This is a genomic window from Microcystis panniformis FACHB-1757 (genome assembly GCF_001264245.1).
Classification (GTDB): domain Bacteria; phylum Cyanobacteriota; class Cyanobacteriia; order Cyanobacteriales; family Microcystaceae; genus Microcystis; species Microcystis panniformis.
Genome location: NZ_CP011339.1, coordinates 4,164,353 through 4,189,174 on the forward strand (window position 1 = coordinate 4,164,353; position 24,822 = coordinate 4,189,174).

Annotated in this window: 15 protein-coding genes, 3 tRNA genes and 10 pseudogenes; 20 read left to right on the forward strand and 8 right to left on the reverse strand. The window is 41.9% G+C overall.

The features are described from left to right. Positions 1-114: 114 nt before the first annotated feature. Positions 115-522, reverse strand: a complete 408-nt coding sequence (gene psbU, locus VL20_RS19910) for a photosystem II complex extrinsic protein PsbU (protein WP_052277564.1) — start codon at positions 520-522, stop codon at positions 115-117. Between the two features lie 738 nt (positions 523-1,260). On the opposite strand from psbU, the gene VL20_RS19915 reads away from it, so the two are divergent. The 5 genes and pseudogenes from VL20_RS19915 to VL20_RS19935 all read left to right on the forward strand — a co-directional run bounded on the left by VL20_RS19915 (position 1,261) and on the right by VL20_RS19935 (position 6,513). After that, entirely contained in the window at positions 1,261-1,896 is a 636-nt protein-coding gene (locus tag VL20_RS19915) for a peroxiredoxin (RefSeq protein WP_002735346.1), read from the forward strand. A 591-nt stretch (positions 1,897-2,487) separates the two neighbouring features. Continuing rightward, positions 2,488-2,781 (forward strand): ferredoxin, encoded by a 294-nt coding sequence (locus VL20_RS19920; RefSeq protein ID WP_002790144.1) that lies wholly within the window; start codon positions 2,488-2,490, stop codon positions 2,779-2,781. Between the two features lie 194 nt (positions 2,782-2,975). Beyond that, positions 2,976-3,060: transfer RNA gene (locus VL20_RS19925), tRNA-Tyr, on the forward strand. Between the two features lie 8 nt (positions 3,061-3,068). Then, positions 3,069-3,140: transfer RNA gene (locus VL20_RS19930), tRNA-Thr, on the forward strand. A 365-nt stretch (positions 3,141-3,505) separates the two neighbouring features. Beyond that, positions 3,506-6,513 (forward strand): annotated as a pseudogene (locus VL20_RS19935) (alpha-mannosidase). On the opposite strand, the gene psbN (VL20_RS19940) reads toward VL20_RS19935, so the two are convergent. Then, positions 6,510-6,641 (reverse strand): photosystem II reaction center protein PsbN, encoded by a 132-nt coding sequence (gene psbN, locus VL20_RS19940; protein ID WP_012266479.1) that lies wholly within the window; start codon positions 6,639-6,641, stop codon positions 6,510-6,512. The pseudogene VL20_RS19935 and the gene psbN (VL20_RS19940) overlap by 4 nt on opposite strands. A gap of 789 nt (positions 6,642-7,430) precedes the next feature. Between psbN (VL20_RS19940) and VL20_RS19945 the strand changes: the two are divergent. Beyond that, positions 7,431-8,036, forward strand: a pseudogene (locus VL20_RS19945) (carbonic anhydrase); the annotation flags it as partial. A 49-nt stretch (positions 8,037-8,085) separates the two neighbouring features. On the opposite strand, the gene psbN (VL20_RS19950) reads toward VL20_RS19945, so the two are convergent. Next, a complete protein-coding gene (gene psbN / locus VL20_RS19950; protein WP_002799553.1) occupies positions 8,086-8,217 on the reverse strand; it encodes a photosystem II protein N in 132 nt (43 codons plus the stop codon). A 157-nt stretch (positions 8,218-8,374) separates the two neighbouring features. Continuing rightward, positions 8,375-8,569: a hypothetical protein gene (locus VL20_RS19955; protein WP_052277566.1), complete on the reverse strand. Its 195-nt coding sequence runs from the start codon at positions 8,567-8,569 to the stop codon at positions 8,375-8,377. A gap of 161 nt (positions 8,570-8,730) precedes the next feature. On the opposite strand from VL20_RS19955, the gene VL20_RS19960 reads away from it, so the two are divergent. The 7 genes from VL20_RS19960 to rplA all read left to right on the forward strand — a co-directional run bounded on the left by VL20_RS19960 (position 8,731) and on the right by rplA (position 12,517). Beyond that, complete coding sequence (locus VL20_RS19960) at positions 8,731-9,579, forward strand: carbonic anhydrase (RefSeq protein WP_002790139.1); 849 nt, start codon at positions 8,731-8,733, stop codon at positions 9,577-9,579. Between the two features lie 228 nt (positions 9,580-9,807). Next, positions 9,808-10,170, forward strand: coding sequence for a 50S ribosomal protein L19 (rplS, locus tag VL20_RS19965; protein WP_002738040.1), 363 nt, complete (start codon positions 9,808-9,810; stop codon positions 10,168-10,170). 101 nt (positions 10,171-10,271) lie between these two features. Then, positions 10,272-10,344, forward strand: a tRNA-Trp gene (locus tag VL20_RS19970). Between the two features lie 124 nt (positions 10,345-10,468). Beyond that, positions 10,469-10,705 carry a preprotein translocase subunit SecE gene (gene secE / locus VL20_RS19975; protein WP_002765998.1) on the forward strand — a complete coding sequence of 79 codons (237 nt, stop codon included), beginning with the start codon at positions 10,469-10,471 and terminating at the stop codon, positions 10,703-10,705. Next, positions 10,702-11,319 carry a transcription termination/antitermination protein NusG gene (gene nusG / locus VL20_RS19980; protein ID WP_002765996.1) on the forward strand — a complete coding sequence of 206 codons (618 nt, stop codon included), beginning with the start codon at positions 10,702-10,704 and terminating at the stop codon, positions 11,317-11,319. Before secE ends, nusG begins: the two co-directional genes overlap by 4 nt. 3 nt (positions 11,320-11,322) lie before the next feature. Further along, positions 11,323-11,748 carry a 50S ribosomal protein L11 gene (rplK, locus tag VL20_RS19985; protein ID WP_002761138.1) on the forward strand — a complete coding sequence of 142 codons (426 nt, stop codon included), beginning with the start codon at positions 11,323-11,325 and terminating at the stop codon, positions 11,746-11,748. Between the two features lie 55 nt (positions 11,749-11,803). Further along, the gene (rplA, locus tag VL20_RS19990; RefSeq protein ID WP_052277567.1) at positions 11,804-12,517 is read left to right on the forward strand and encodes a 50S ribosomal protein L1; all 714 of its coding nucleotides are present in this window, start codon (positions 11,804-11,806) and stop codon (positions 12,515-12,517) included. A gap of 177 nt (positions 12,518-12,694) precedes the next feature. Here rplA and VL20_RS19995 read toward each other — a convergent pair whose 3' ends face one another. Beyond that, positions 12,695-14,023 (reverse strand): hypothetical protein, encoded by a 1,329-nt coding sequence (locus VL20_RS19995; RefSeq protein WP_052275264.1) that lies wholly within the window; start codon positions 14,021-14,023, stop codon positions 12,695-12,697. 813 nt (positions 14,024-14,836) lie between these two features. Between VL20_RS19995 and VL20_RS29650 the strand changes: the two are divergent. From VL20_RS29650 to VL20_RS20015, 3 pseudogenes are all read left to right on the forward strand, one after another. Beyond that, positions 14,837-15,774: pseudogene (locus VL20_RS29650) on the forward strand (ISAzo13-like element ISMae28 family transposase); the annotation flags it as partial. A gap of 195 nt (positions 15,775-15,969) precedes the next feature. Further along, a pseudogene (locus VL20_RS20010) lies at positions 15,970-16,254 on the forward strand (ISAzo13-like element transposase-related protein); the annotation flags it as partial. 497 nt (positions 16,255-16,751) lie between these two features. Then, positions 16,752-18,412, forward strand: a pseudogene (locus tag VL20_RS20015) (IS1634 family transposase). A gap of 324 nt (positions 18,413-18,736) precedes the next feature. Here VL20_RS20015 and VL20_RS29660 read toward each other — a convergent pair. Further along, positions 18,737-18,901, reverse strand: a pseudogene (locus VL20_RS29660) (hypothetical protein); the annotation flags it as partial. A 183-nt stretch (positions 18,902-19,084) separates the two neighbouring features. Here VL20_RS29660 and VL20_RS20020 point away from each other — a divergent pair. Next, positions 19,085-20,299, forward strand: coding sequence for an ISL3 family transposase (locus VL20_RS20020; protein ID WP_052277569.1), 1,215 nt, complete (start codon positions 19,085-19,087; stop codon positions 20,297-20,299). A 25-nt stretch (positions 20,300-20,324) separates the two neighbouring features. Here VL20_RS20020 and VL20_RS20025 read toward each other — a convergent pair. Further along, positions 20,325-20,874: pseudogene (locus VL20_RS20025) on the reverse strand (reverse transcriptase N-terminal domain-containing protein); the annotation flags it as partial. A 491-nt stretch (positions 20,875-21,365) separates the two neighbouring features. Next, positions 21,366-23,026, reverse strand: a pseudogene (locus VL20_RS20030) (IS1634 family transposase). Between the two features lie 263 nt (positions 23,027-23,289). Between VL20_RS20030 and VL20_RS33865 the strand changes: the two are divergent. From VL20_RS33865 to VL20_RS20040, 3 genes and pseudogenes are all read left to right on the forward strand, one after another. Beyond that, positions 23,290-23,424, forward strand: a pseudogene (locus VL20_RS33865) (RNA-directed DNA polymerase); the annotation flags it as partial. A gap of 196 nt (positions 23,425-23,620) precedes the next feature. Continuing rightward, on the forward strand, positions 23,621-24,457 hold the full coding sequence (locus VL20_RS20035) for a group II intron reverse transcriptase (protein ID WP_284525867.1): 837 nt from the start codon (positions 23,621-23,623) through the stop codon (positions 24,455-24,457). Between the two features lie 46 nt (positions 24,458-24,503). After that, a pseudogene (locus VL20_RS20040) lies at positions 24,504-24,812 on the forward strand (RNA-guided endonuclease InsQ/TnpB family protein); the annotation flags it as partial. Positions 24,813-24,822 lie beyond the last annotated feature (10 nt).

The following is a 24,822-nucleotide window of genomic DNA, read 5'->3' on the forward strand; positions in this document are numbered from 1 at the left end:
AAACCCTGAAAAATTAATTATGCCAGAGCTTGACTGAATAACTGATCACTGATCACTGAAAAAGGTGAGCGATCGCTCACCTAGGAATTTTTTTAAAACCGTAATTAACTGGATTTAGTAAACTCCGGGGTTAAAACGGTCATCACCCTCGATAAATTCTTTAGAAGGCTCAGTAACGGTGAATTTCTCTAGATTAGCCTGTAAACGCTCTTTTTGAGTGGTCGAGAGTCCGGGGATATTGAGGACATCTTCCACTTCTTGGTAGGGGGCGTTTTTGATGATTTTACCGGCTAAATTGGGATAGAACCCTCTCAAGTCCCGGAAATCGCGAATATCACTGTTATTAAGGTCGATTTTCGCCCCAAATTCTGTGGTTAGTTTAGCATCAGCCGCATTTAAGACCGCCACAGGATGAGAAGGAAGGGCGATCGAGGTAAGATTGAGAGCTTGAGCGGGAACTTTGCCCCAAAAACTCCCGATAATCAAGGCAATTACCGCCAGCAGACGAACAAGATTCTTCATTGCAGTTGTGGTCTCCTAAAACCAAGGCAAATTAACGATCAGGACAAGAAGTTAAGCCGTCAGCTTTCCGACTAGGCATAGGGTGGGGAATTGGGATTTGCCACCGCAGCCTAGCTATTAGCTGAACGCTGATAGCTAGTTAAAAAAGTTATATCATGCCATTAGACCAGATCTTGACACTCTCCGCACTTTTCGGGCGGAGATTCTTGGGCTGAATCTTGCCTCTACTAGCAAAGCTAATTTTGGTCTTACAGTTTCATGTCTAGTCAGACTACACCTATAAGGCAAGCACTCTCAAAGACTACTCCCCAAGCGTAAATTTCTGTGTGTCCCACAGTATTTAATTGTTTGGCGTTCTGACAGTTTGGACTTAATTAAACACCATTGACTGTTAGAAATTTTGAGATGACGGAGTAGGACATCTAACTTGTTTCCTCACGTTCTCACGGTCAGCAACCTACGAGCATTCTAGCACAAAGTCGTCCTAAAAGGACGGGGTTTTCAACCCAAATTTCCGATAACCCATTTGGCCGTACTAGGGGAAGGATTTTGGGGGTTGGGTGATGGGGGAGCCGGGAGATCAGTGAACTGATAACTCAAATCTGATCCCTGATCCCTGAAAAGGCTGATGGCTAATGCAATTATTACAAATCCCTAAAATTATCAATGAAGAACAGCACTCCTATGGCATCATAGACTGTTGCTTGTCTTGAAATATATAATAAGGAAGACACAATTATGGCTCTCCAATTGGGTGATATCGTTCCAGATTTTACACAAGATTCTAGTGCAGGTCCGATTTCTTTTCACCAGTGGGTAGGAGATAGCTGGGTGGTGCTGTTCTCGCACCCGGCTGATTATACCCCCGTTTGTACCACGGAATTAGGTACGGTGGCTAGTCTTAAGTCAGAATTTGAGCGACGTAATGTGAAAGTGATCGCTTTGAGTGTCGATAGTGCCGAATCCCATCGGGGTTGGATTAATGACATCAACGAAACTCAAAACACTACCGTTAACTATCCGATTATCGCCGATGGCGATCGCAAAGTGTCGGATCTCTACGGCATGATTCACCCCAATTCCCTCAATAATCTGACGGTACGTTCGGTGTTTATCATCGATCCCAACAAAAAATTACGTTTAACTATTACCTATCCTGCCAGCACGGGACGCAATTTTAACGAAATCCTGCGGGTAATCGACTCCCTGCAGCTCACCGATAACTATCAAGTGGCTACCCCGGCTAACTGGACCGACGGCGGCGATTGTGTGGTGGTTCCCTCTATTCCCACTGAAGAAGCTCGCAGCAAATTCCCCAAAGGAGTTGAAGAAATCAAACCCTATCTACGCATGACTCCCCAACCTAATAAGTAATTAGTGACCGGTAATCAGTGAACCAGATCCTGGAAAACTGACAATCCGAAAACCAAGAAATCGTCAGGGAGGGTTAGCCATCCGTTTTAACGGATGCTACCCCTGGCAACAGGGGATTTATCCCCCTATATCATTTATTGGTTTGATTGTCAATAGATTTTTTCCTAGTTTCCCTAGATGTGTTACCGGCAGTAGTGCCGAAAAGCAATTTCTTGGCTGGGTTAAAGACAATTCATCGACATCTATCTTAACCATAAGTTAAATTAATATTTAATAAAAATCGGCTCAAGACGAAAAAAACGATTAGCATCATGGCTCCAAATGCTTAGTAGTGGTTAGTTTAGCTAGATTGTAGAGGGATGAAATTATCTAGAGATCGAGCAAGTATCCTCAAGAATTCTGGGTTAGATATATAAGTAAATTTTATTTTAAGTTTATTTAAGACTGTCATTACTAATGCAAGGCTGAGTCGGGGAGATTTTCCCGTAGTATCAAAAATGAAACTCGTTCGCATTGTTCAATCTGACGACGAGCGAGAGGCAATTGTAGAGACTGCCGCTTTCACTGGCATTTAATTAAGAGGAACAACCGATGGCAACCTATAAAGTCACCCTGATCACACCCGATGGCAAGCATGAAATTGATGTTCCCGATGATGAGTACATTCTCGATATAGCTGAAGAGAAAGGACTGGACTTACCCTATTCCTGCCGCGCCGGAGCTTGCTCCACCTGTGCCGGTAAACTTGTATCTGGTACAATCGATCAATCCGAGCAATCCTTCCTTGATGACGATCAAATTGCAGCGGGTTATGTCCTCACCTGTGTCACCTATCCCAAATCTGACTGTGTGATCGAAACTCACCAAGAAGAAGGTATAGCCTAATCTCTCTCGAGATTATCAGAAAACTCCCGTTAAGTGCTATCTATAGCCTAATCTCTCTCGAGATTATCAGAAAACTCCTGTTAAGTGCTATCTATGGTGCTTAACGGGAGTTATTTTATGGCTCAAAAATTTTTTTCCCTAAACACTTGTGGGTTTTAGCTAAGGGTGCTATGATTGATAATCGTGGAATTAATGGGTCGGTGCCCGAGTGGTTAATGGGGGCGGACTGTAAATCCGTTGGCTACGCCTACGCTGGTTCGAATCCGGCCCGGCCCACCACGATCAATGCCCGTGTAGCTCAGTGGTAGAGCACACCCTTGGTAAGGGTGAGGTCATGAGTTCAATCCTCATCACGGGCTTTTTCTTCCCTGCTCATTCTCAATCAGCCGTTGGCGGATGAGATTAAGTCGGGCTTGCTGAATAAATCTAAAAACCTTGTTGGATAATATTTTTAGGCTTTTTTGAAATCAAAAAGTACTGGCCATTGGAGGGATCGGGGGGGAAATTTAGGGACTTTTTCCCTGAAAATTAGGTAATTGACCCCCTGAAAATGGGTAAAACCCTACACCCTACACCCTACACCCCACACCCTACCCCCACCGAAAAACTTTTTGCCGCAAACCCTAAGTAAGTCTTCAGCACTATTGCGTTAACACAAGTTCTCCCCCAGGGCAATTAGTCCTCGATCGCTTAAAATAATCAAAATTAACTTATTTGTTGGCTCATGTCTCCCCTCGACAACATCGCTAAACTGTCTCACCTCACCCGCACAGATGTTCAGAAAAATTGGTTGATCGCTACAGCAGCGGGAAACCCAATTCAACCCGTCACCCTCAATGAAAAACAATACATTATTTGGCCAGCCGGCAGACAAATTCAATATCTAACTCAAAAAATTATTGTCCCCGAACATTTAGCCGGTTATCCTTTAGAGGGAATGGAACTGAGATTAATCCTAACTTGGTGGGCCGAAGATGTCAAAATTTATATTAATAATCAATTTATCCAAGCGGGAGATCTCTTTGATTCTTCCACGCGCATTTTACTTTCCAACTCTGTCTCTACTGGTCAAGAAATTCTTGTTACTCTCCGTTTAGTCAGTCCCAATCATGATATTGGTGGTTTGATGAAATCCCAGTTAATCTATGAATATAGCCAAGCGATCGATCCTAGTTTTGTTGCTGATGAATTGACCATTCTCCATAATTATCTACAGACTTTTTATCCTGAAAACTTAGCAGCTTTTACCGATACTCTCGATAATATTGACTGGGATAATGTCACCAACAAAGATAAATTTAATCGCTCCCTAGAATCAATTCGTCAATCCCTACAACCCCTCGCTAAACCTCTCAAAGAACGCAGTTTTCATCTTCTCGGTCACGCACATTTAGATCTGGCTTGGTTGTGGCCGTTGGCAGAAACTTGGCAAGTGGCACAAAACACTTTTATCTCGGTTTTAAACCTGCAAAAAGATTTTCCCGCCCTCATATTTGGTCATTCTAGCCCCCTAATTTACGAATGGATAGAAAAACATCATCCTGACCTGTTTCAAGCAATTCTAGAGGCATATAAAGGGCAATCCTGGGAACTTTTGGGCGGAATGTGGGTAGAACCAGAAGTCAATTTAATCTCTGGGGAATCCCTATTTCGACAGCTGCTTTATGGACAACAATATTTTCAAGAAAAATTCGGACAAATCACTAAAACCGCTTGGCTGCCGGATACCTTTGGGTTTCCCTACCAATTGCCGCAAATTCTTAAATCCTTTGGCATCAAATACTTTGTAACCGGGAAACTACATTGGAATGATACGACTAAATTTACCCACGGTTTTTTCTGGTGGCAATCTCCCGATGGTAGTAAAATTCTTTCCCTCATGTCTCCTCCCAATGTTGCCGGAGTTATGGATACTAACCCAATTATTATGACCGATCATGCTCTCAATTGGGAACAGCAAACCGGATTAAAAGAGATTTTTTGGTTGCCCGGTGTTGGCGATCATGGTGGCGGTCCGACTCGTGATATGTTAGAAGTAGCACAACGTTGGCAAAAATCTCCTTTTTTCCCCCAGTTAAAATTTAGCCAAGCAACAACTTATCTGGATAGTCTGGAGACAAGTAATCTTCCTATCTGGGATGATGAATTATATCTAGAATTCCATCGGGGTTGTTATACCACTCACTCTGATCAAAAAGCCTATAATCGTTACTGTGAAATACTCTTGTATCAAGGGGAATTATGGTCTTCTCTGGCTAATATTTTACTAGAGATTCCCTATCCGAAAGTCGAGATAGAATCCGCCTGGAAAAAGGTTTTATTAAATCAGTTTCATGATATACTTCCCGGGACTTCGATCCCGGAAGTGTTTAGGGATGCCAATCAGTTATGGCGGCAAGTTATCAGCACAGGTGAAGCACTTTTACATCAAGCTTTACAGGCAATTGCTAATCAAATTAATTTACCTAATCCCCCCATCCCCAAGCGAAACCTTTTCTAGTTTTTAATTCTCTTAACTGGGAAAGATCTCAGGTTATCTCTTTAGCTGTAGAATCTGCCAATTGTTCGGTTTATGACTTAAATAATTGTCTCTGTCCTTCGCAATTATCCCACGACAATCAGCTATTATTTATCGCTGAAAATATTCCTTCTGTGGGTTATAAGTTATTTTGGTTAGTTCCCAATCAGCAAGCAGCCGAGCAAAATTTAATTAACTGGCAATTTATTTTAGATAATGGCTTACTTAAAGTTACTATTAACTCAGAAACGGGGGATATAGATAGTATATTTGATATAATTAATCAAAAAGAAATCCTGCAAGCTGCGGGGAACCAATTACAGGGATTTAAAGATCAAGGACAATATTGGGACGCTTGGAATATCGATCCGAATTATCAACAATATCCCTTACCTAAAACAGTATTAAAATCGATCGAATGCTTAGAATGTGGTGCCTTGCGCTGGCAGATTCGCGTGATCAGAAGTTTAGCTGATTCGGAATTTTGTCAAGATTATATCTTAGAAAAAGATTCTCCTATTCTCCAGATTAAAACTATTGTTAATTGGCAACAGGAACATACTTTAGTAAAAACCGCTTTTCCTCTTACGCTAAACAGCGATTTTACCACCAATGAAATTGCCTGTGGTGCGATCAAGCGTTACCACGAACCAGAATCACCAAAATGGGAAGTTTACGCGCATAAATGGGCAGATTTAACCGATACAGAGGCAAACTACGGGGTGAGTCTTTTAAATAATAATAAATATGGCTATGATGCTACTAACCAGCAACTGCGATTAACTCTGTTGAGAAGTCCCCGATGGCCCGATCCCGAGGCGGATCTGGGTAAACAAGAATTTACCTATGCAATATATCCCCATCAAGGTAACTGGAAACCGGCGAAAACTGTCCATCACGCTTGGCAGTTAAACTCACCTGTCAACGTTATTTTTATTAATAATTCTTCTCGATCAACCCAGTTGCCACCCGTGGCACAATGGTTAAAATTCTCAGCCGATAACTTAATTTTAATGAGTTTCAAACAAAGTGAAACAGCCTATCGGGGTTGGGTAATGCGCGTTTATGAATGTCAGGGAGAAAACGCTGTTATTGATTGGCAAAATCAATTAAAATTAACAATAAAAGAATCGATCGACGGTTTAGAAAGAGCGATCGATCCCGTCGAGCAACTTTTTCCTTGGCAGATAGCTACATGGTTATTAAAGAATTAATCTTCGTGATCTTCAAAAGGATCGCTTAATTCTGCAGCTGGCGGACCAAAAGCGGTATAAAGAGCTAAAACGGTAATCCCCACCAAAGCGGCAGCGATCGAAATCCCCAAAATTGTTGCAGTTTCCATAGAATAAAATTTGCTTAGATACAGTCTGTATCTTATCTTAACAAGATATAACCAATCTCGCCGCCGATAGCGATCGCTAATCGGTCCAGTTGAGGGTAAGTGCATCTTAACAATCCTTGACAAAATGAACTTTAGACCTCTTGCATAAATCCGAAAACAAACGATAGAAACAATAATGGGAGGGACTTTCAGTTAATTATTTATTAGTAGTTGATAATCTTCAAAAATGTTGCTGTACAAGGATCGACTTAAGACTTTTGCAAGAGGTCTTTTATGTGAGTTGCCTACCCACGATTCAGGCATATTTGAGGAGAATTTGCCATCTCAATTAAATAGGGTAACTATTCTGATGGACTGGTAAGCTGCCCGCGCATTTAAATTGCTTGTTGAAATAAGGCACTCTTGCAACATGAAAATGCGTCTTAGCTGATCATTTGAAATGCCTACAGGGCAAACAGATCACAAAATTGGCCAATTGTCAATAGCGTTTGAGATGCGCTTGCCCTGATCTCATGCCCGACAATGTTCTAAAAGGATCAACTAGAATAGCGATCGAACTAAACCAGAAGAATTATTATGAAGAAACTCCTACAGGGACTAGAAAGGTTTCAGAGTGGTTATTTTGATGAACATCGGCAATTATTTGAGGCTCTTCGTTACTTGTTATGGTTCGATAGGGGGGCATAAATCGACTAAATCCTTATCTGGCAAGAGACTTAATTGATTAGTTCGCTCTAGATAAAAAACAATTGACAAAAATCGCTAAATGCCTTTCTCTATAAGGGTTCCATCCCTTATAACCCCCATCCATTGCATAACACAAACCGAAGAGCCTTATTTGAGCAACTTTCCCACGGACAAAAACCGAGAATCCTGTTTATCACCTGTTCCGATTCCCGTATCGATCCTAACCTAATTACCCAAGCGGAGGTGGGAGAATTATTCGTAATTCGTAATGCGGGAAATATAATTCCTCCCTACGGAGCAACTAATGGCGGTGAGGCTGCATCTATAGAATATGCTATCAACGCTCTCGGCATCGAGCAAGTGATTATCTGCGGTCACTCCCATTGTGGAGCGATGAAAGGTTTATTAAAATTGCAGAGTCTGGCCGATGAAATGCCTTTAGTTTACAATTGGTTAAAGCAAGCAGAAGCTACTCGACGTTTAGTTAAGGATAATTACAAGGAACTAGAAGGAGAAGAACTGATCGAGGTGACAGTAGCAGAAAATGTTCTCAATCAGTTAAGTAATTTGCAAACCTATCCAATTATTCGTTCCCGATTACATCAAGGTAAATTGTCCCTACACGGTTGGATTTTTCGCATTGAAACTGGCGAAGTTTTCGCCTACGATCCCATCCTACACGATTTTGTCCCTCCCCAGCGATCGATCCCGTTGAGCAACTTTTTCCTTGGCAGATAGCCCCATGGTTATGAAAGAATTAATCTTCGTGATCTTCAAAAGGATCGCTTAATTCTGCAGCTGGCGGTCCAAAAGCGGTATCAAGAGCTAAAACGGTAATCCCCACCACAGCGGCAGCGATCAAAATCCCCAAAATTGTTGCAGTTTCCATAGAATAAAATTTGCTTAGATAAGCTGTACTGAATTTAAACTGCGTATTGAAAATTTTAGTACAAATGCTAAAACTGCTTCTCCCTGCTCCGCAGCTCCAGCGCTCCCCTGCAATCTTAACGAGTAATTTAGATAGTCAACAGCTTACAGTCTGTATCCTATCTTAACAAGATATAACCAATCTCGCCGCCGATAGCGATCGCTAATCTAGCCCGTTGCATTGCTGTTATCTCATGCGCGATAATGCTGAAAGGATCGACTAAATAGGGTCTGCTGAAAAAGTTTTTCGGTGGGGGCAGGGTGTGGGGTGTGGGGTGTGGGGTGTGGGATTTTACCGGTTTTGAGGTGGTCAATTACCTAATTTTCAGGGAAAAAGTACCTGAATTTTCCCCCTGATCACTCCCATACCTGGTACTTTTTGATTGACAAAAAGTCTAAAAGTCTTACCCAACAAGGTTTTTAGATTTATTCAGCAAACCCTAAATAGCGATCAAACTAAACTAGAAAAATTATTATGAAGAAACTCCTACAGGGACTAGAAAAGTTTCAGAGTGGTTATTTTGATGAACATCGGCAATTATTTGAGCAACTCTCCCACGGACAAAAACCGAGAATCCTGTTTATCACCTGTTCCGATTCCCGTATCGATCCTAACCTAATTACCCAAGCGGAGGTGGGAGAATTATTCGTAATTCGTAATGCGGGAAATATAATTCCTCCCTACGGAGCAACCAATGGTGGTGAAGGTGCATCTATAGAATATGCTATCAACGCTCTCGGCATCGAGCAAGTGATTATCTGCGGTCACTCCCATTGTGGAGCGATGAAAGGTTTATTAAAATTGCAGAGTCTGGCCGATGAAATGCCTTTAGTTTACAATTGGTTAAAACAAGCAGAAGCTACTCGACGTTTAGTTAAGGATAATTACAAGGAACTAGAAGGAGAAGAACTGATCGAGGTGACAGTAGCAGAAAATGTTCTCAATCAGTTAAGTAATTTGCAAAGCTATCCAATTATTCGTTCCCGATTACATCAGGGTAAATTATCTCTACACGGTTGGATTTTTCGGATTGAAACCGGCGAAATTTTAGCCTACGATCCCATCCTACACGATTTTGTTGCTCCCCATAGTAAAATTACCCATCCCGAACCAGAAGACAATTTACCCCCCAGTCGTCACCTTCCCAATAGTCATCCCTTCAAGATTTCTGAGGATTATATCAGGACTCATGCCGAAGCAAAAAAAGCGACTCCTGCGGTTAATACTGTGGCCAAAAAGAATGGCTCCTCGACCCAAAAACCGGGCTATACTTATTTAGAACCCTCCCAAGCCGATCGCATTTATCGCGGTTCGAGAAGTTAATTAGGGATTAGAGAAATTCTCTAGAGATGTACTTATTACCGTCTCTAGAGTGGCAGTTAATGGCAAGAGCCTTCGCAGTTGATAATGACCGTAATCCGGGACAATCAGCCTGACATCTGGTGACAGCATCGGCAAGTCAGCAACGCTCAGTGTTAGGAAAGCTAATAGCTATTGCTTTTTACTCAAAAAATATGGTATGATAGAGAATTGTCAGTTTTACGGAAGCCGATGAAAACGGAAGAGATTATCAAATCAATCGAAGCCGAGTATCTCAAGAGCGATCTGCCCATTATCCATGTCGGTGACACGATCCGGGTAGGGGTGCGAATCGTCGAAGGAGATAAAGAGCGGATTCAGCCCTACGAGGGTATTGTCATCGCCAAACGCCATGGCGGTATCAACGAAACGATTACAGTACGCAAAGTCTTCCAGGGTGTGGGGGTAGAAAGAGTCTTCCTGCTCCACTCGCCGCGGGTTGCCAGTATCAAGATCATCCGTCGTGGTAAAGTACGCCGGGCGAAACTCTACTATCTGCGCGATCGGGTTGGCAAAGCCACCAGGGTACAAGAACGTTTCGATCGCCCTCTCTAAAAAATTTCCGGCGACAGCCTAACCAAGAAAGTTGCACAATCGCCAACAACTACGCTATAATAAATAAAGGCCTTAAAAAAGCCAAATCGTTTAGCGAATGGGCGCTCTTAGTTCAGTTGGTAGAACGCAGGTCTCCAAAACCTGATGTCGGGGGTTCAAGTCCTCCAGGGCGCGTTTGGTAATCACCAAGCCGATAACTGCAAAGGACATAATCTAAATGTCTGGGGGTTAGTGTGGGTTGTCCGGTGAAAATGATAAGTTAAGGATAGCTTGAGTATCATTTTAAGGAGTAGCGATCGTGGCCAAAAAAGAAACCCTAGAAAAAGACACGAGCGACAAGAAAGAGGGAAGCTCCTTTCAGGTCAAGGAATTCGTCAATGAAACCAAAGAAGAACTCGCCAAAGTCGTCTGGCCTTCCCGTCAGCAACTTTTGAGTGAATCGGCGGCCGTGATGTTAATGGTCACTTTGGTAGCCACTCTCATCTATCTGATTGATAAATTTTTTGCCTGGGGTGCGGGGAAGGTGTTCCCATGAATCTAGAAGAAGAGCAGTTTCCCGAAGAAGTCAATCTCAGCGGCCTACCGAAAAAACCCCGTTGGTATGCCGTGCAGGTGGCTTCCGGTTGTGAGAAACGGGTCAAAGCCAATTTGGAACAGCGCATCCACACCCTCGATGTGGCTGATCGCATTCTACAAGTCCAGATTCCCCAAGCGGCCACCGTCAAAGTCCGCAAGGATGGTTCACGGCAACACGGTGAGGAAAAAGTCTTCCCCGGTTATGTCCTGATCAGAATGATCATGGATGATGACGCTTGGCAGGTGGTGAAAAACACCCCCCACGTGATCAACTTTGTCGGGGCCGAACAAAAACGCCACTATGGACGCGGCCGCGGTCACGTCACCCCGCTACCCTTGAGTATGTCAGAAGTCGATCGCATCTTCAAACAAGCTCAGATTCAAGAACCCGTCGTCAAAATCAATATGGAAGTTGGCGATCAAATCTTGGTTCTATCCGGTCCATTTAAGGACTTTGAAGGGGAAGTGATCGAAGTTAGTCCCGAGCGCGGCAAACTCAAGGCCCTGCTCTCCATTTTTGGTCGGGATACCCCGGTCGAATTGGAATTTAATCAAGTCGAAAAACAAAACTAAATCATGGCTAAAAAAGTCGTCGCAATTATTAAACTAGCTTTACCTGCTGGTAAGGCTAACCCTGCTCCTCCGGTCGGTCCTGCTTTGGGTCAACACGGGGTGAATATTATGGCGTTTTGTAAAGATTACAACGCTAAAACCGCCGATCAGGCTGGGATGATCATCCCTGTGGAAATCTCCGTTTTTGAGGATCGTAGTTTTACCTTTGTCCTCAAAACTCCCCCCGCTTCCGTTCTCATCCGCAAAGCGGCCGGTGTGGAAAGAGGTTCCAACGAACCTAACAAGAAATTTGTCGCCACCATTACCCGCGACCAATTACGGGAAATCGCCCAAACTAAACTGCCCGATCTTAACGCTAACGACATCGAAGCGGCCATGAATATTGTGGCGGGAACGGCCAGAAATATGGGTGTCAAGATCTCAGACTAAATCTTATTTCGGGGAGAAGTTAAGCTTCGTTATTACCCAAGGAGCAACAAATCAGATGGTAAAAAAAGTTTCACGACGTTTGCGAGATGCCCAGGCTAAGGTAGAAAATAAAGCCTACGAGCCATTAGAGGCACTGACATTATTAAAGGAATTAGCGACGGCGAAATTCGACGAAACCGCCGAAGCTCATATTCGTTTAGGTATCGATCCTAAATATACCGACCAACAACTGCGGACAACGGTAAGTTTACCCAAAGGAACCGGACGCACGGTGCGAGTAGCGGTGATTACTCGCGGGGAACAGGTGCAGGAAGCGAACAACGCCGGGGCCGATATCGTTGGTTCAGAAGAATTAATCGAAGAAATCGCCAAGGGGATGATGGATTTCGAGGTGTTAATCGCCACCCCCGATATGATGCCGAAAGTGGCTAAATTAGGTCGTCAACTCGGTCCACGGGGTTTAATGCCTTCACCGAAAGGGGGAACCGTAACCACGGATTTAACGGGAGCAATCTCTGAGTTTAAAGCGGGTAAATTGGAATTCCGGGCCGATCGCACCGGGATCGTTCACGTTCAATTTGGCAAAGCTTCTTTTAGCGCCGAGGATTTGTTAATCAATTTGAAAGCTTTACAGGAAACGGTGGACAGAAACCGTCCTTCCGGAGCCAAAGGTCGTTACTGGCGTACAGTTTATGTTTCTTCCTCCATGGGGCCATCGATTCAAGTGGATATTAGCACCCTGCGGGATCTGAAATTAGCAGAAGGTTAATGACAGTTATTTTTCTTTGAAAAAGCCTCCAAGGGATTGGGGGCTTTTTTTGGGATTTTATCGAAAATTTGGGTCTAAAACCCCGTCCTTTAGCGTAGCGACAGCAATTCCAAATTCAGAATGTAGCAAGGAATACAGAATACAAAACGCTTTTGCCCTGTAGCTCCCCATCCAAAATCAAGAAGAATTAACGCGAGTAACAGGGATGGCCTCATCGAGCATAAAGTCTAAAAGGTGGTGCCAGCCTTCAAACAGCAGATACTTGGTTAAGCAAAGAACATCGTTAAAAAAGCCTCTGCGAGTCCCCCTTTGCATCCGAGCCCGTTGATAGCGTTCATCGACTAGATGCAGAACAGTATGAAATAAGAAAGCCAGGAGATTGAGGGTCAACAGAAAAGAGGACAAATGTTGCTGACCATGTCCAAAATTATGCTCCAAATGATAGCCCCGAGTTTTGAGCACATTGTGATTCTCATTTTCGGTTCGCCAACGGCTCCGTCCAGCAGCGCAGACCAGAATGACCCGTTGGGGAGTCAGGTCGTGGTTAGTAATCCAGCTATTGCGATAGAGAAGTTGACCATCCGACTCGCGCTTAACGGTCACCTCACACCAATTGACCAGTAAGGCGGGTTGTTGTTCGCGCAGGGGGACTTGATTGAGATAACGATAGTCCCAAATTTCAAAGTATCGCCCATTCCAACGTCGCTGTTGAGTGGTTTTGACTTCTTGATTAGCCTCCAGGAAAGAAACCCACTCATAGAGAGTCGGATGGGAGGACGGTAAACAGACAAAGATAAAGTTGAAATGGTGTTCCAAACAATATTCAGCCATCGGTTGGCGACTATAGAGGTCGTCGCCTAAGAGGGTGATGGGCTGGCCTTCAAACCAGGACGCATGGCTCGCTATCCAGCGTTTTGCCGCGTTTTGCTCACAGTCTTGTTTCTCACTGCCATCTTGAGGAGTGATAAATTCTGGTGGCAAGGAAATGACCGATTTTTGGTCAGGAGAGACAATTACAGGCAAAATAGCTTGATGGTGATAAGTTACCTTCCCCTGTTTCGAGGTGCGGGTTGAGCAACAAGGACAACTAATTTTCTCTGAATCATAGTACTGAGTCCCATCTAGGGCGACGAGTAAGTTGCCATCCAAGGCTGTAAACAGCCTCAAATAGCCTTGTTCTCTCAGACCTTGATAAATCCATTTGAACGGTGAAAAAAGAGGCTTTGCGGCTATTCTATCGAGAATATTCTTTATCTGTTCTATGGTCGGGATATTAACCAGACCAAACAGACTTTGAGCATTATCTCGTCCACAACGACTATTCAATTGACGCTGATATTCTAGAAAGGATTCATTTTGCATAAAGAAGCTAGCAAATGCCCCCAAGACCGCGTCTTTTAGACTGTAGCGAGTAGCATTGCTAGCACTGCGCGGGTCAACCATGCCAGCGATAGCCCTGTGGAAGTAGCTCAGCATCCCTATAAAACTCAAATCTTGGACTTCCATTCCTGCAAAACCCAATGGGCAACTCGTTCACTCTATTTTGAGGGACAGAAGCGAAATCAATTCTGTATCCTACACTACCGTTTGAATTTGGAATTGCTGGCGTAGCGAAGGACGGCTTGACATTGTTGCTCACATAGCTTACCATAGTAAATGTAGTTTGGTAAGCAAAATGCTAAAAGCGTTCAAGTACAGAATCTATCGTGCGACTCGTTCCTACCAAAAGTCTAACAGACGTGGGTAGGACAAGGTTGAGAACCTTGATAACTCAATAACCGTGAAGGTGAAAGTCCTTCCCTCCAGATGATGGAGTGACAGCATAACCCCTTCCTGTGGAGAACGGTCATCAAAAGGGGAAAAGCGGGGTTAAATGGCAGTAAAGATGAATCTGACATCAAAACCTGTCTAGCATCTAACTATGTGTATGAATAAGAACTTCCGTCAGAAGTATCGTCACTGAAACCTAGCCTACACAGATTATTGGCTGGCAACAAAATGTTAACAAGCTAACGTACTGGGAAAAGATAGAGTTCAACCAGAATCATCTACACAGCTTCGGTATAGAGGAAGACACTAAAGTTAGGAATACGGTTGTTGGGAACGAAGTAATCCTTATGAATCTCTTAGATAGGTCGAAATCTAAGTAGTAACCAGCGTAAGACTCATGGGACTTCCAAAAAATAAACTATTCATCCTCAAGAATAATAATCATTCTCGGAGTGTGGGAGGTAGGGATCGATGGTTGCCCCCTCCTTCCAATTTTGTAGTAGAATTAATCCTGTACATTATTAATCAAGTTTTTCTTTTTAAGAATATATGGAATTAACTGATTCCCTCAAGAAATTGCTCAGTGAAACTGCACTTCAATTAAAAGGTGCAGCTAAAAGAAGATTCATGGCGCAAACAGTCTTAGAATTAGGCTATGGGGGACAAACCCTTGCTGCACAGGAGTTAGGCTGGAATCGAACTACTATTCGTCAAGGAATTAAAGAACTAAAAAGAGGCATTATTTGTGTTGATAATCATTCAGCTAAGGGGCGGAAAAAAGCAGAAGAACATTTACCTTTTCTATTGGAAAACATCAAAAATTTAGTGGATTCTCAAAGCCAAACTGACCCAAGTTTTAAAAGCCAAAGGCTTTATGTGAGACTGAGTGCGGCCGAAGTCCGAAAGCAATTAATCTCTAAATATGGGTACAGTGATGAGGATTTACCGAGCGAGGAAACTATTCGGGTTAAATTAAATAACTTAGGTTATCGTCTGAAAAGAATCGCTAAAGTTTTACCTCAAAAAAAATTCCAGAAACCGAGGCAATCTTTGAGGAATTAGCTAACATTAATCGGGAAGCGGATGAAGACCCTACGATGTTACGTCTTAGTTTAGATGCCAAAGCCCGTGTTAATATTGGACTGTTTGATCGAGGAGGTAAAAATAGAATAACTGTCGAAACAAACGATCATGATTTTAATCCGAAAACAACCCTAACCCCTTACGGAATATTTATTCCAGAATTTGATGAGTTGTTTTTGTATTTCACTACCTCCACAGTCACCAGTGACTTTATTGTTGATATATTAGAGGATTTCTGGGAATCTGAAAAATCTCGTTTTGAGAAAATTAAAACTTTGATAATTAATCAAGATAATGGCTCAGAAAATAATTCGAGACGAACTCAGTTTATGAAACGTATAGTTGAGTTTTCCCAAAAATATCAAGTTAATATACGTTTAGCTTACTATCCCCCCTACCATAGTAAATATGGCTCTTCGGTTTGTGTTATGCAATGGATGGGGGTTATAAGGGATGGAACCCTTATAGAGAAAGGCATTTAGCGATTTTTGTCAATTGTTTTTTATCTAGAGCGAACTAATCAATTAAGTCTCTTGCCAGATAAGGATTTAGTCGATTTATGCCCCCCTATCGAACCATAACAAGTAACGAAGAGCCGTAAATATAATCCTATTGAACGAACCTGGGCTGTGTTAGAAAACCATTGGAATGGGAGTATTTTAGATGAAATCGAAACCGCTTTGAAATTCGCCCAAACTATGACTTGGAAAGGAAAACACCCGATTGTTAAGTTGATTACTGAAACTTACGAAAAAGGAGTAAAGCTTACTAAAAAAGCCAGGGAAAAAATCGAAGAAAAAATCGAACGTCTCACAGAATCAACGAATCAAGACTTTCCCGATTTGGGGCAATGGTTTATTGATATTTATTATGATAAGACCTAGTTTGTAGTTAACTAAGATGGTTAGCTAAAAACTGTATTTGATTCTTTAACTTGTCCTTGTTATACTCGAAAAAGCTCGGAAGTATAAAAGTTTATGCTGCTATTTTTTTTCGGAAAAATAGGTTGTAATGGGAGACTCTTTGTTTTCCTAGACAAAAATAATTACTTTTTCAAAAAAACACTTTTCTATTTTTTTGTTGGGTATTTTATTCTCTGGAAGTCCCCATATAGGAAAGGATTGTGTAAGAAGCCAACGCCTATCTGTAATAGATAAGGATATGCTGACGTACACACTGTTCAATGGAATGAATGGTCTTAAGTAGTAAGTAGCCCACATTCCGCACCCTCAACTGTCACATAAGCTGTCCCCCTCCAGAGACTTGAGTAAAAATACTTATCTGGTGAAGGTTTTCTCGGTGGCCGTTAGGGGGATATTGAGACCCCTAATTATGAAAAAATAGGAATTGTTGGAAAACTTAGGCAGTGGGCTGTTCGACCATGAATCAATCAACAGAAATTGAAGTCAAAAATCTAGACCATCTGGGATTAGTAGCCGGAATTATCGATGAAATAGGAATCGTTGAAATTATCAACGAACAAGTCTCAATTGAGCGAGGAGAAATTGTCACAGCGGGGCAAGTCGTGAAAGCAATTATCCTGAACGGATTGGGATTTGTCTCCCGGGCCTTGTATTTATTTCCTCAATTTTTTGAAGATAAAGCAACCGAACATCTGCTGGGAGAAGGCATCGAAGCAAAACACCTGAATGATGATAAAATTGGTCGAGTGATGGACAAACTTTATCAACTGGATGTTTCGGGGATTTTCCTACTCATTAGTTTAGCAGCCGTGAAAAAATTTGGTGTAGCAACCGAGAACTCCCATTTAGATTCGACTTCTCTATCAGTAGAAGGAGAATATAACAAGGAATACCCAACAGTAGAAATCCTGAAATCAGGAGCAGTGGGAGAAGAAATTGAAACCAGACAACAGCCAATAAAAATTACCCACGGATACTCCCGCGACCGACGACCTGACTTAAAACAATTTATGATTGACTTAATCGTAAGTGGGGATGGAGATGTACCTTTATTGCTGAAAGTAGGGGACGGAAATGAAGCAGACAAAGCGGTTTTTGGTCAAATCGCCCGAGAATTTCAAAAACAAGTTGACTTTGACAGTTTAATAGTCGGCGATAGCGCCCTCTATAGCAAAGAGAATTTAAAACTAATGAAAGAAATGCGTTGGTTGTCTCGAGTCCCCTTCAGCATTAAAGAGGCTCAAGAGTTAGTCGATAGCATCTCAGAAAAAGAGTTAACCGATGCAGAAATACCGGGTTATTCCTGGCGGGAAACAAGCTCTAACTATGGGGGAATAGAACAAAGATGGTTGCTAGTTGAAAGTCAAGCTAGACAAGAATCAGACTTGAAAAAATTAGAGAAAAAAATCGAGCAGGAAAAGAATTCTGCCCAAGAAAAAATCCGGCAACTATCCCGAAGAGAATTTGAGAATAGAGCGGTGGCGTTGGCGATAGCCAAAGGATTATCTGACTCCTTAAAATATCATCAGTTAACGGAGATTAAAGTCAATCTCATTCCGCCTGAGACGAGAGCAGTCAAAACTCAAATCAAAAGACGATTTACCCTCTCAAAGCTATCAAGTTCAAGCCGAATTAGAGTTGAATTTGCCAGCGATTGAGAGGCTAAAGAAACGAGCAGGACGATTCATTTTAGCAACTAACGATTTGGAGAAAAAACGATTAAGCAGTGAGGATATACTCAAAAAATATAAGGGGCAACAAGCTCCAGAAAGAGGATTTTCTTTTCTCAAAGACCCCGGCTTTTTTGCCCACAGTGTCTTTCTCAAATCTCCCCATAGAATCGAGGTCATGGCCCTGCTCACGTTGCTCGTGCCTGTTGGTTTATACTATTGGCCAAAGACAACTTCGCCTGAATTTAAAACAGCAGGAGACGGGACTGAAAAATCAGTTGGGTAAGTTAACTGACCGACCAACATTACGCTGGATATTTCAGAACTTTCAAGGGATTCATCTCCTACGTATTCAAGACAATCAAAAGATTAGCAACTTAACGGATGAGAGGCGCAACATTTTGAGATTTTTTCCCAAACCTTGCCAGGAATATTATCTCTTATCTTGACCAGATGGATTGACTTCCAGGGGTGACAAAACAAAGCGAGCAACTGGAACATCTCCCCCTAGATGTTAAGTCTGATTGCCTAGTCATTCTCAATAAGCACTGTTTATTGCGAATGACTGGGGGAACCCTGGAATTTTCGGCTTAGTTGCCGGCAGCTTGCCGCCAACTCACTCCTCTAGATAAGTATTTTGACTCAGGCATCTTCCTCTTTTGAGACGTTGTGACACTTAGGGTGCGGAATGTGGGTTAAAAGCCTCTATTTCGTTCCAAGACACGATTAAGAGTGGCTTTTAGGCTAAGTATAATTACTCATCGCGTAAGTGAGATGCTCCCGATTACACCTCCCTGTGGTGTGCCTTCATTGGTAGGGAATAGGTTTTTTCCATCCATGACTCCACTCTTTAGCCATGCTTTGATTTGTTGTCTTAGCTTGGGGTAAGTTTGAAGTTTTGTCAGTAGTTTCTGGTGGTTTATTTGATCAAAGCATTTACGGCTCTTCGGGAATTGTTATGCAAATAATTAACTTAAAATAAAATTCGATGAGAGTACCTAGTCTCAAAAATAGCTGACATCCATACAGGGAGACACTTACGGCACAAACAGGTTAATACCAAAAGATAGACAATTGAGTTAAGATTTGATATAATAGCCAAAAACGAGATTATTTTACTTATGATACTTGACAAATTTTTGAACCTACAAGGAACCTGTATTCAAGGCTATCGACACCTAGAAAATATCGGTATAGTTTTCCAAATCGAATCGAAAAATAAAAAAGCAGTCTGTCCTCGTTGTGGGTTAGAGAGCGATAAACTACACCAAAATCATCGACATTTAGTCAAAGATTTACCGCTCTCAGGTCAACCAGTGTACCTACAAGTTAATCGTCGTCAATTTAAGTGCGGTAATTGTCAGAAACCCTTTAGCGAAGAGTTAGATTTTGTCGCCAAGAAACGAACCTATACGAAAAGACTAGCCGAGAATATACTCGAACAATTAAAATCAGGAGATATTTTAAATTTTAGCCGAAGAAATGACGTAACGGAAGAAGAGATTCAAAGAATGATAGAGGACATAGCTGAAGAAATTACAGAGACAGACCTATCGAAATTAAAAAGACTAGGAATTGACGAAATCGCTCTAGTCAAAGGACAAAAAAATTACTGTGCAGTTTTAGTAAATTTAGATACGGGAAAACTAATAGCTATTCTAGAGAAGCGAACACAAGAAGAATTGAGGGAAACGCTTACAGGGTGGGGAAAAGAGGTGTTAGAGCAAATTGAAGAAGTCAGCATAGACCTTTGGTTGCCCTATAAAAATTTAGTGAAAGAATTGATGCCATCGGCCGAGGTAGTCGCCGATAGATTCCATGTAATGAAACAAATTAATCAAGAGTTAGACGAACAGAGAAAAGCAGAAAAAAGAGCGGTAGAAGCGCAGAAAAATAAAAAACAGAAAGCGGAAAAAGAAGCGAAGCTAGAAGTTTTAAAGCGAAGTAAATATAGTCTGTTAAAAAATGAAGAAGATTTAACGGAAACTCAAAAAATCAAACTAGAAGCTATCAAAGAAAAATTCCCAAATTTGAAAAAGATGCACGAGTTAAAGGAAGAATTTAGAAAGATTTATGAAACCTCAGAGAATTCGACAGAGGGAATGCTATCCATCTCGGAATGGTTGGCAAAATCCGCCAGTGTTTTTACCAAGAGTTGTCAAACAATCCGAAACTGGTTTGGAGAAATAATTAGTTATTTCGAGCGAAGGACAACGAATGGGGTGGTCGAGGGAATCAACAATAAACTGAAACTAATAAAACGGAGAGCCTATGGCTTGAGAAACTTTCGTAATTTTTGGGTTAGAAGTATGTTATCTTGGCATCTTGTATGTTGATTTAGCATAAAGGGTAACGAAGAGCCGCATTTACTTATGTCCGCATCTAGCACATATTTGGGCTTTTTGTTGATGCTTATGTAGATTGCTCCGATTGCGTCATGGGCTGAACGTGCTGGTCTAAATCCATAACTGTTAGGTTCAAATTTTGCTTCCCATTCGGGTTCTAATGCCAGTTTTACTAAGGCTTGTAATGCCCGTTCGTACATGGTGGGAATCCCTAGAGGTCGCTTTTCATCCGTATTGGGTTTTGGTATCCATACTCTACGAGTTGGTTTTGATTTATTGCCAAGTTTTAGATGATTGACAAGTGCCATTCTTTGTTTGGGTGTTAAGGATTTTATCCCATCTACCCCGGCGGTTTTCTTGCCTTGATTATCTTGGCTAACCCGTCTGACGGCTATCAGTTTGGCGTACCAGCTTTTTAGGAGTAGCCTTTGTAATTTGTGGACTAATTTGACATCACCCCGTTGACTGGCTTTGAATATTCTTTTTGATAACTTAAAAACACATCTTTCAGCTTTTCGCCAGTTGATGTCCTTCCATTCATACATCGGTTTTGTTGCCGTGTTCATAACTTTTTCATTAAGTACCTAGGCAAAATTATTTACACATGACGATCATTGCCCCGTAAGGGTTTTAGCTCGATCGGGCAGGTAATTAATTTTGCATGACTACTTCCCACATTCCGCACCCTAAGTGTCACAACGTCTCAAAAGAGGAAGATGCCTGAGTCAAAATACTTATCTAGAGGAGTGAGTTGGCGGCAAGCTGCCGGCAACTAAGCCGAAAATTCCAGGGTTCCCCCAGTCATTCGCAATAAACAGTGCTTATTGAGAATGACTAGGCAATCAGACTTAACATCTAGGGGGAGATGTTCGGCTCTTCTCGACTTTGTGTGATAATTTTTGCTTATGGAATCGTGAAATGCTTATCGGGCAACACTTTTAGGACTATTTTGTCGAAGAAACTATCAGTATAGACCTCGTTTCCACACAGAAACCAGAAGAGCCGATGTTCCAGTTGCTCGCTTTGTTTTGTCACCCCTGGAAGTCAATCCATCTGGTCAAGATAAGAGATAATATTCCTGGCAAGGTTTGGGAAAAAATCTCAAAATGTTGCGCCTCTCATCCGTTAAGTTGCTAATCTTTTGATTGTCTTGAATACGTAGGAGATGAATCCCTTGAAAGTTCTGAAATATCCAGCGTAATGTTGGTCGGTCAGTTAACTTACCCAACTGATTTTTCAGTCCCGTCTCCTGCTGTTTTAAATTCAGGCGAAGTTGTCTTTGGCCAATAGTATAAACCAACAGGCACGAGCAACGTGAGCAGGGCCATGACCTCGATTCTATGGGGAGATTTGAGAAAGACACTGTGGGCAAAAAAGCCGGGGTCTTTGAGAAAAGAAAATCCTCTTTCTGGAGCTTGTTGCCCCTTATATTTTTTGAGTATATCCTCACTGCTTAATCGTTTTTTCTCCAAATCGTTAGTTGCTAAAATGAATCGTCCTGCTCGTTTCTTTAGCCTCTCAATCGCTGGCAAATTCAACTCTAATTCGGCTTGAACTTGATAGCTTTGAGAGGGTAAATCGTCTTTTGATTTGAGTTTTGACTGCTCTCGTCTCAGGCGGAATGAGATTGACTTTAATCTCCGTTAACTGATGATATTTTAAGGAGTCAGATAATCCTTTGGCTATCGCCAACGCCACCGCTCTATTCTCAAATTCTCTTCGGGATAGTTGCCGGATTTTTTCTTGGGCAGAATTCTTTTCCTGCTCGATTTTTTTCTCTAATTTTTTCAAGTCTGATTCTTGTCTAGCTTGACTTTCAACTAGCAACCATCTTTGTTCTATTCCCCCATAGTTAGAGCTTGTTTCCCGCCAGGAATAACCCGGTATTTCTGCATCGGTTAACTCTTTTTCTGAGATGCTATCGACTAACTCTTGAGCCTCTTTAATGCTGAAGGGGACTCGAGACAACCAACGCATTTCTTTCATTAGTTTTAAATTCTCTTTGCTATAGAGGGCGCTATCGCCGACTATTAAACTGTCAAAGTCAACTTGTTTTTGAAATTCTCGGGCGATTTGACCAAAAACCGCTTTGTCTGCTTCATTTCCGTCCCCTACTTTCAGCAATAAAGGTACATCTCCATCCCCACTTACGATTAAGTCAATCATAAATTGTTTTAAGTCAGGTCGTCGGTCGCGGGAGTATCCGTGGGTAATTTTTATTGGCTGTTGTCTGGTTTCAATTTCTTCTCCCACTGCTCCTGATTTCAGGATTTCTACTGTTGGGTATTCCTTGTTATATTCTCCTTCTACTGATAGAGAAGTCGAATCTAAATGGGAGTTCTCGGTTGCTACACCAAATTTTTTCACGGCTGCTAAACTAATGAGTAGGAAAATCCCCGAAACATCCAGTTGATAAAGTTTGTCCATCACTCGACCAATTTTATCATCATTCAGGTGTTTTGCTTCGATGCCTTCTCCCAGCAGATGTTCGGTTGCTTTATCTTCAAAAAATTGAGGAAATAAATACAAGGCCCGGGAGACAAATCCCAATCCGTTCAGGATAATTGCTTTCACGACTTGCCCCGCTGTGACAATTTCTCCTCGCTCAATTGAGACTTGTTCGTTGATAATTTCAACGATTCCTATTTCATCGATAATTCCGGCTACTAATCCCAGATGGTCTAGATTTTTGACTTCAATTTCTGTTGATTGATTCATGGTCGAACAGCCCACTGCCTAAGTTTTCCAACAATTCCTATTTTTTCATAATTAGGGGTCTCAATATCCCCCTAACGGCCACCGAGAAAACCTTCACCAGATAAGTATTTTTACTCAAGTCTCTGGAGGGGGACAGCTTATGTGACAGTTGAGGGTGCGGAATGTGGGCTTTAAGTAGTCATGCAAAATTAATTACCTGCCCGATCGAGCTAAAACCCTTACGGGGCAATGATCGTCATGTGTAAATAATTTTGCCTAGGTACTTACTAGCTAACATAGCCTTACACGGCATGGAAGAAAGAGTTAAGCAATATGCAAGAACTCTGAAAGGCAATAAATCCAAAAATGAACAAGCCTTAACCCTAATCAGATATGCAGATGATTTTGTTATCCTGCACGAAGATTGGCTCTTCTGGTTTCTGTGTGGAAACGAGGTCTATACCGATAGAATATCCGCAAAATAGTCCTAAAAGTTTTGCCCAATAAGCACTTCAGGGTTCCATAAGCAAAAATTATCACACAAAGTCGAGAAGAGCCGAAGATTTAAAGGTAATAAAGGAATGTCAGGAAATCATTGAACAATGGTTAGCAGAAATGGGGCTAGAACTGAAGCCTAGTAAAACAAGAATATCCCATACTCTTGAAACTTATGATGATTACGTTGGACTTGATTTTCTCGGATTCAACATCAGGCAACACCAAGTCGGAAAACATCACGGGGCAAAAAGTAGTAAAGGAGTCAAACTAGGTTTTAAAAACCTAATCAAGCCTAGTGCTGAAAAAGTCAAGTCCCATCTAAAGAAATTGGGAGAAGTAGTAAATAGTCAGAAGTCATCCCCACAGGATGCCTTAATCAAACGACTCAATCCAATCATTAGAGGATGGAGCAATTACTATTCATCAGTAGTAAGCTCAAAAACATTCACAGATTGTGATTACCACTTCTTTGAAAAACTCAAAAGATGGGCATACAGACGACACCCAATGAAAAACAAAACTTGGATAATGCGTAAATATTGGCATACTGAGGGAAAAGATAATTGGGTATTCAGCACAAGAGAAGGTAAAAACCCCTTCAAACTGGCAAGACACCTAGATACAAAAATCGTAAGATACGTCAAGGTGAAAGGGGATAAAAGTCCCTATGATGGGGATTTAATATATTGGAGTAGTCGAATGGGTAAACACCCAGAAATGCCACCAGAAAAAGCTGTATTACTCAAAAGACAGCAAGGACGCTGTGCATATTGTGGACTATATTTCCAAGATGGAGACATACTCGAAACCGACCACATTATCCCTAAATCAAAAGGGGGTAAAAACAATCGAGATAATAAACAGTTACTCCATCGACATTGCCACGATTCTAAAACTGCATTAGATAAAACTGGTACTCATGACAAAGAGCCATTGGAGAGAGGAGCGGTGTGAGGTGAAAGTCTCACGCACCGTTTTGAAGCCGAGCCAGAATGGTGACATATCTGGCTTAGGGCAACCGACCAGTGAGCAATCCGTTTTGCTTGCCAAGTCGTTTGGCTGTGCTAGATGGTTTTACAATTACGCTCTCAACTTAACATCCGAAACTTACAAGCAAACTGGAAAAGGATTAAGCAGAAACGAAATAATTAAGCTGCTGCCTTCCTTAAAAAAAGAGTATGAGTGGTTAAGCGAAGTACCATCGCAGGTATTACAGCAAGCCGCTTTAAATCTTTCTAGTGCTTTCCTTAACTTTTTTGAAGGTAGAGCTAAATATCCTAACTTCAAGAAAAAGGCTCTTCGTTACCCTTTATGCTAAA

Coding starts and splice junctions, on each gene's coding strand:
- psbU (WP_052277564.1), bottom strand. CDS start 522: ATGAAGAATCTTGTTCGTCTGCTGGCGGTAATTGCCTTGATTATCGGG.
- VL20_RS19915 (WP_002735346.1), top strand. CDS start 1,261: ATGGCTCTCCAATTGGGTGATATCGTTCCAGATTTTACACAAGATTCT.
- VL20_RS19920 (WP_002790144.1), top strand. CDS start 2,488: ATGGCAACCTATAAAGTCACCCTGATCACACCCGATGGCAAGCATGAA.
- psbN (WP_012266479.1), bottom strand. CDS start 6,641: ATGGAAACTGCAACAATTTTGGGGATTTCGATCGCTGCCGCTTTGGTG.
- psbN (WP_002799553.1), bottom strand. CDS start 8,217: ATGGAAACTGCAACAATTTTGGGGATTTTGATCGCTGCCGCTGTGGTG.
- VL20_RS19960 (WP_002790139.1), top strand. CDS start 8,731: ATGAAGAAACTCCTACAGGGACTAGAAAAGTTTCAGAGTGGTTATTTT.
- rplS (WP_002738040.1), top strand. CDS start 9,808: ATGAAAACGGAAGAGATTATCAAATCAATCGAAGCCGAGTATCTCAAG.
- nusG (WP_002765996.1), top strand. CDS start 10,702: ATGAATCTAGAAGAAGAGCAGTTTCCCGAAGAAGTCAATCTCAGCGGC.
- rplK (WP_002761138.1), top strand. CDS start 11,323: ATGGCTAAAAAAGTCGTCGCAATTATTAAACTAGCTTTACCTGCTGGT.
- rplA (WP_052277567.1), top strand. CDS start 11,804: ATGGTAAAAAAAGTTTCACGACGTTTGCGAGATGCCCAGGCTAAGGTA.
- VL20_RS19995 (WP_052275264.1), bottom strand. CDS start 14,023: ATGGAAGTCCAAGATTTGAGTTTTATAGGGATGCTGAGCTACTTCCAC.
- VL20_RS20020 (WP_052277569.1), top strand. CDS start 19,085: ATGATACTTGACAAATTTTTGAACCTACAAGGAACCTGTATTCAAGGC.
- VL20_RS20035 (WP_284525867.1), top strand. CDS start 23,621: ATGGGGCTAGAACTGAAGCCTAGTAAAACAAGAATATCCCATACTCTT.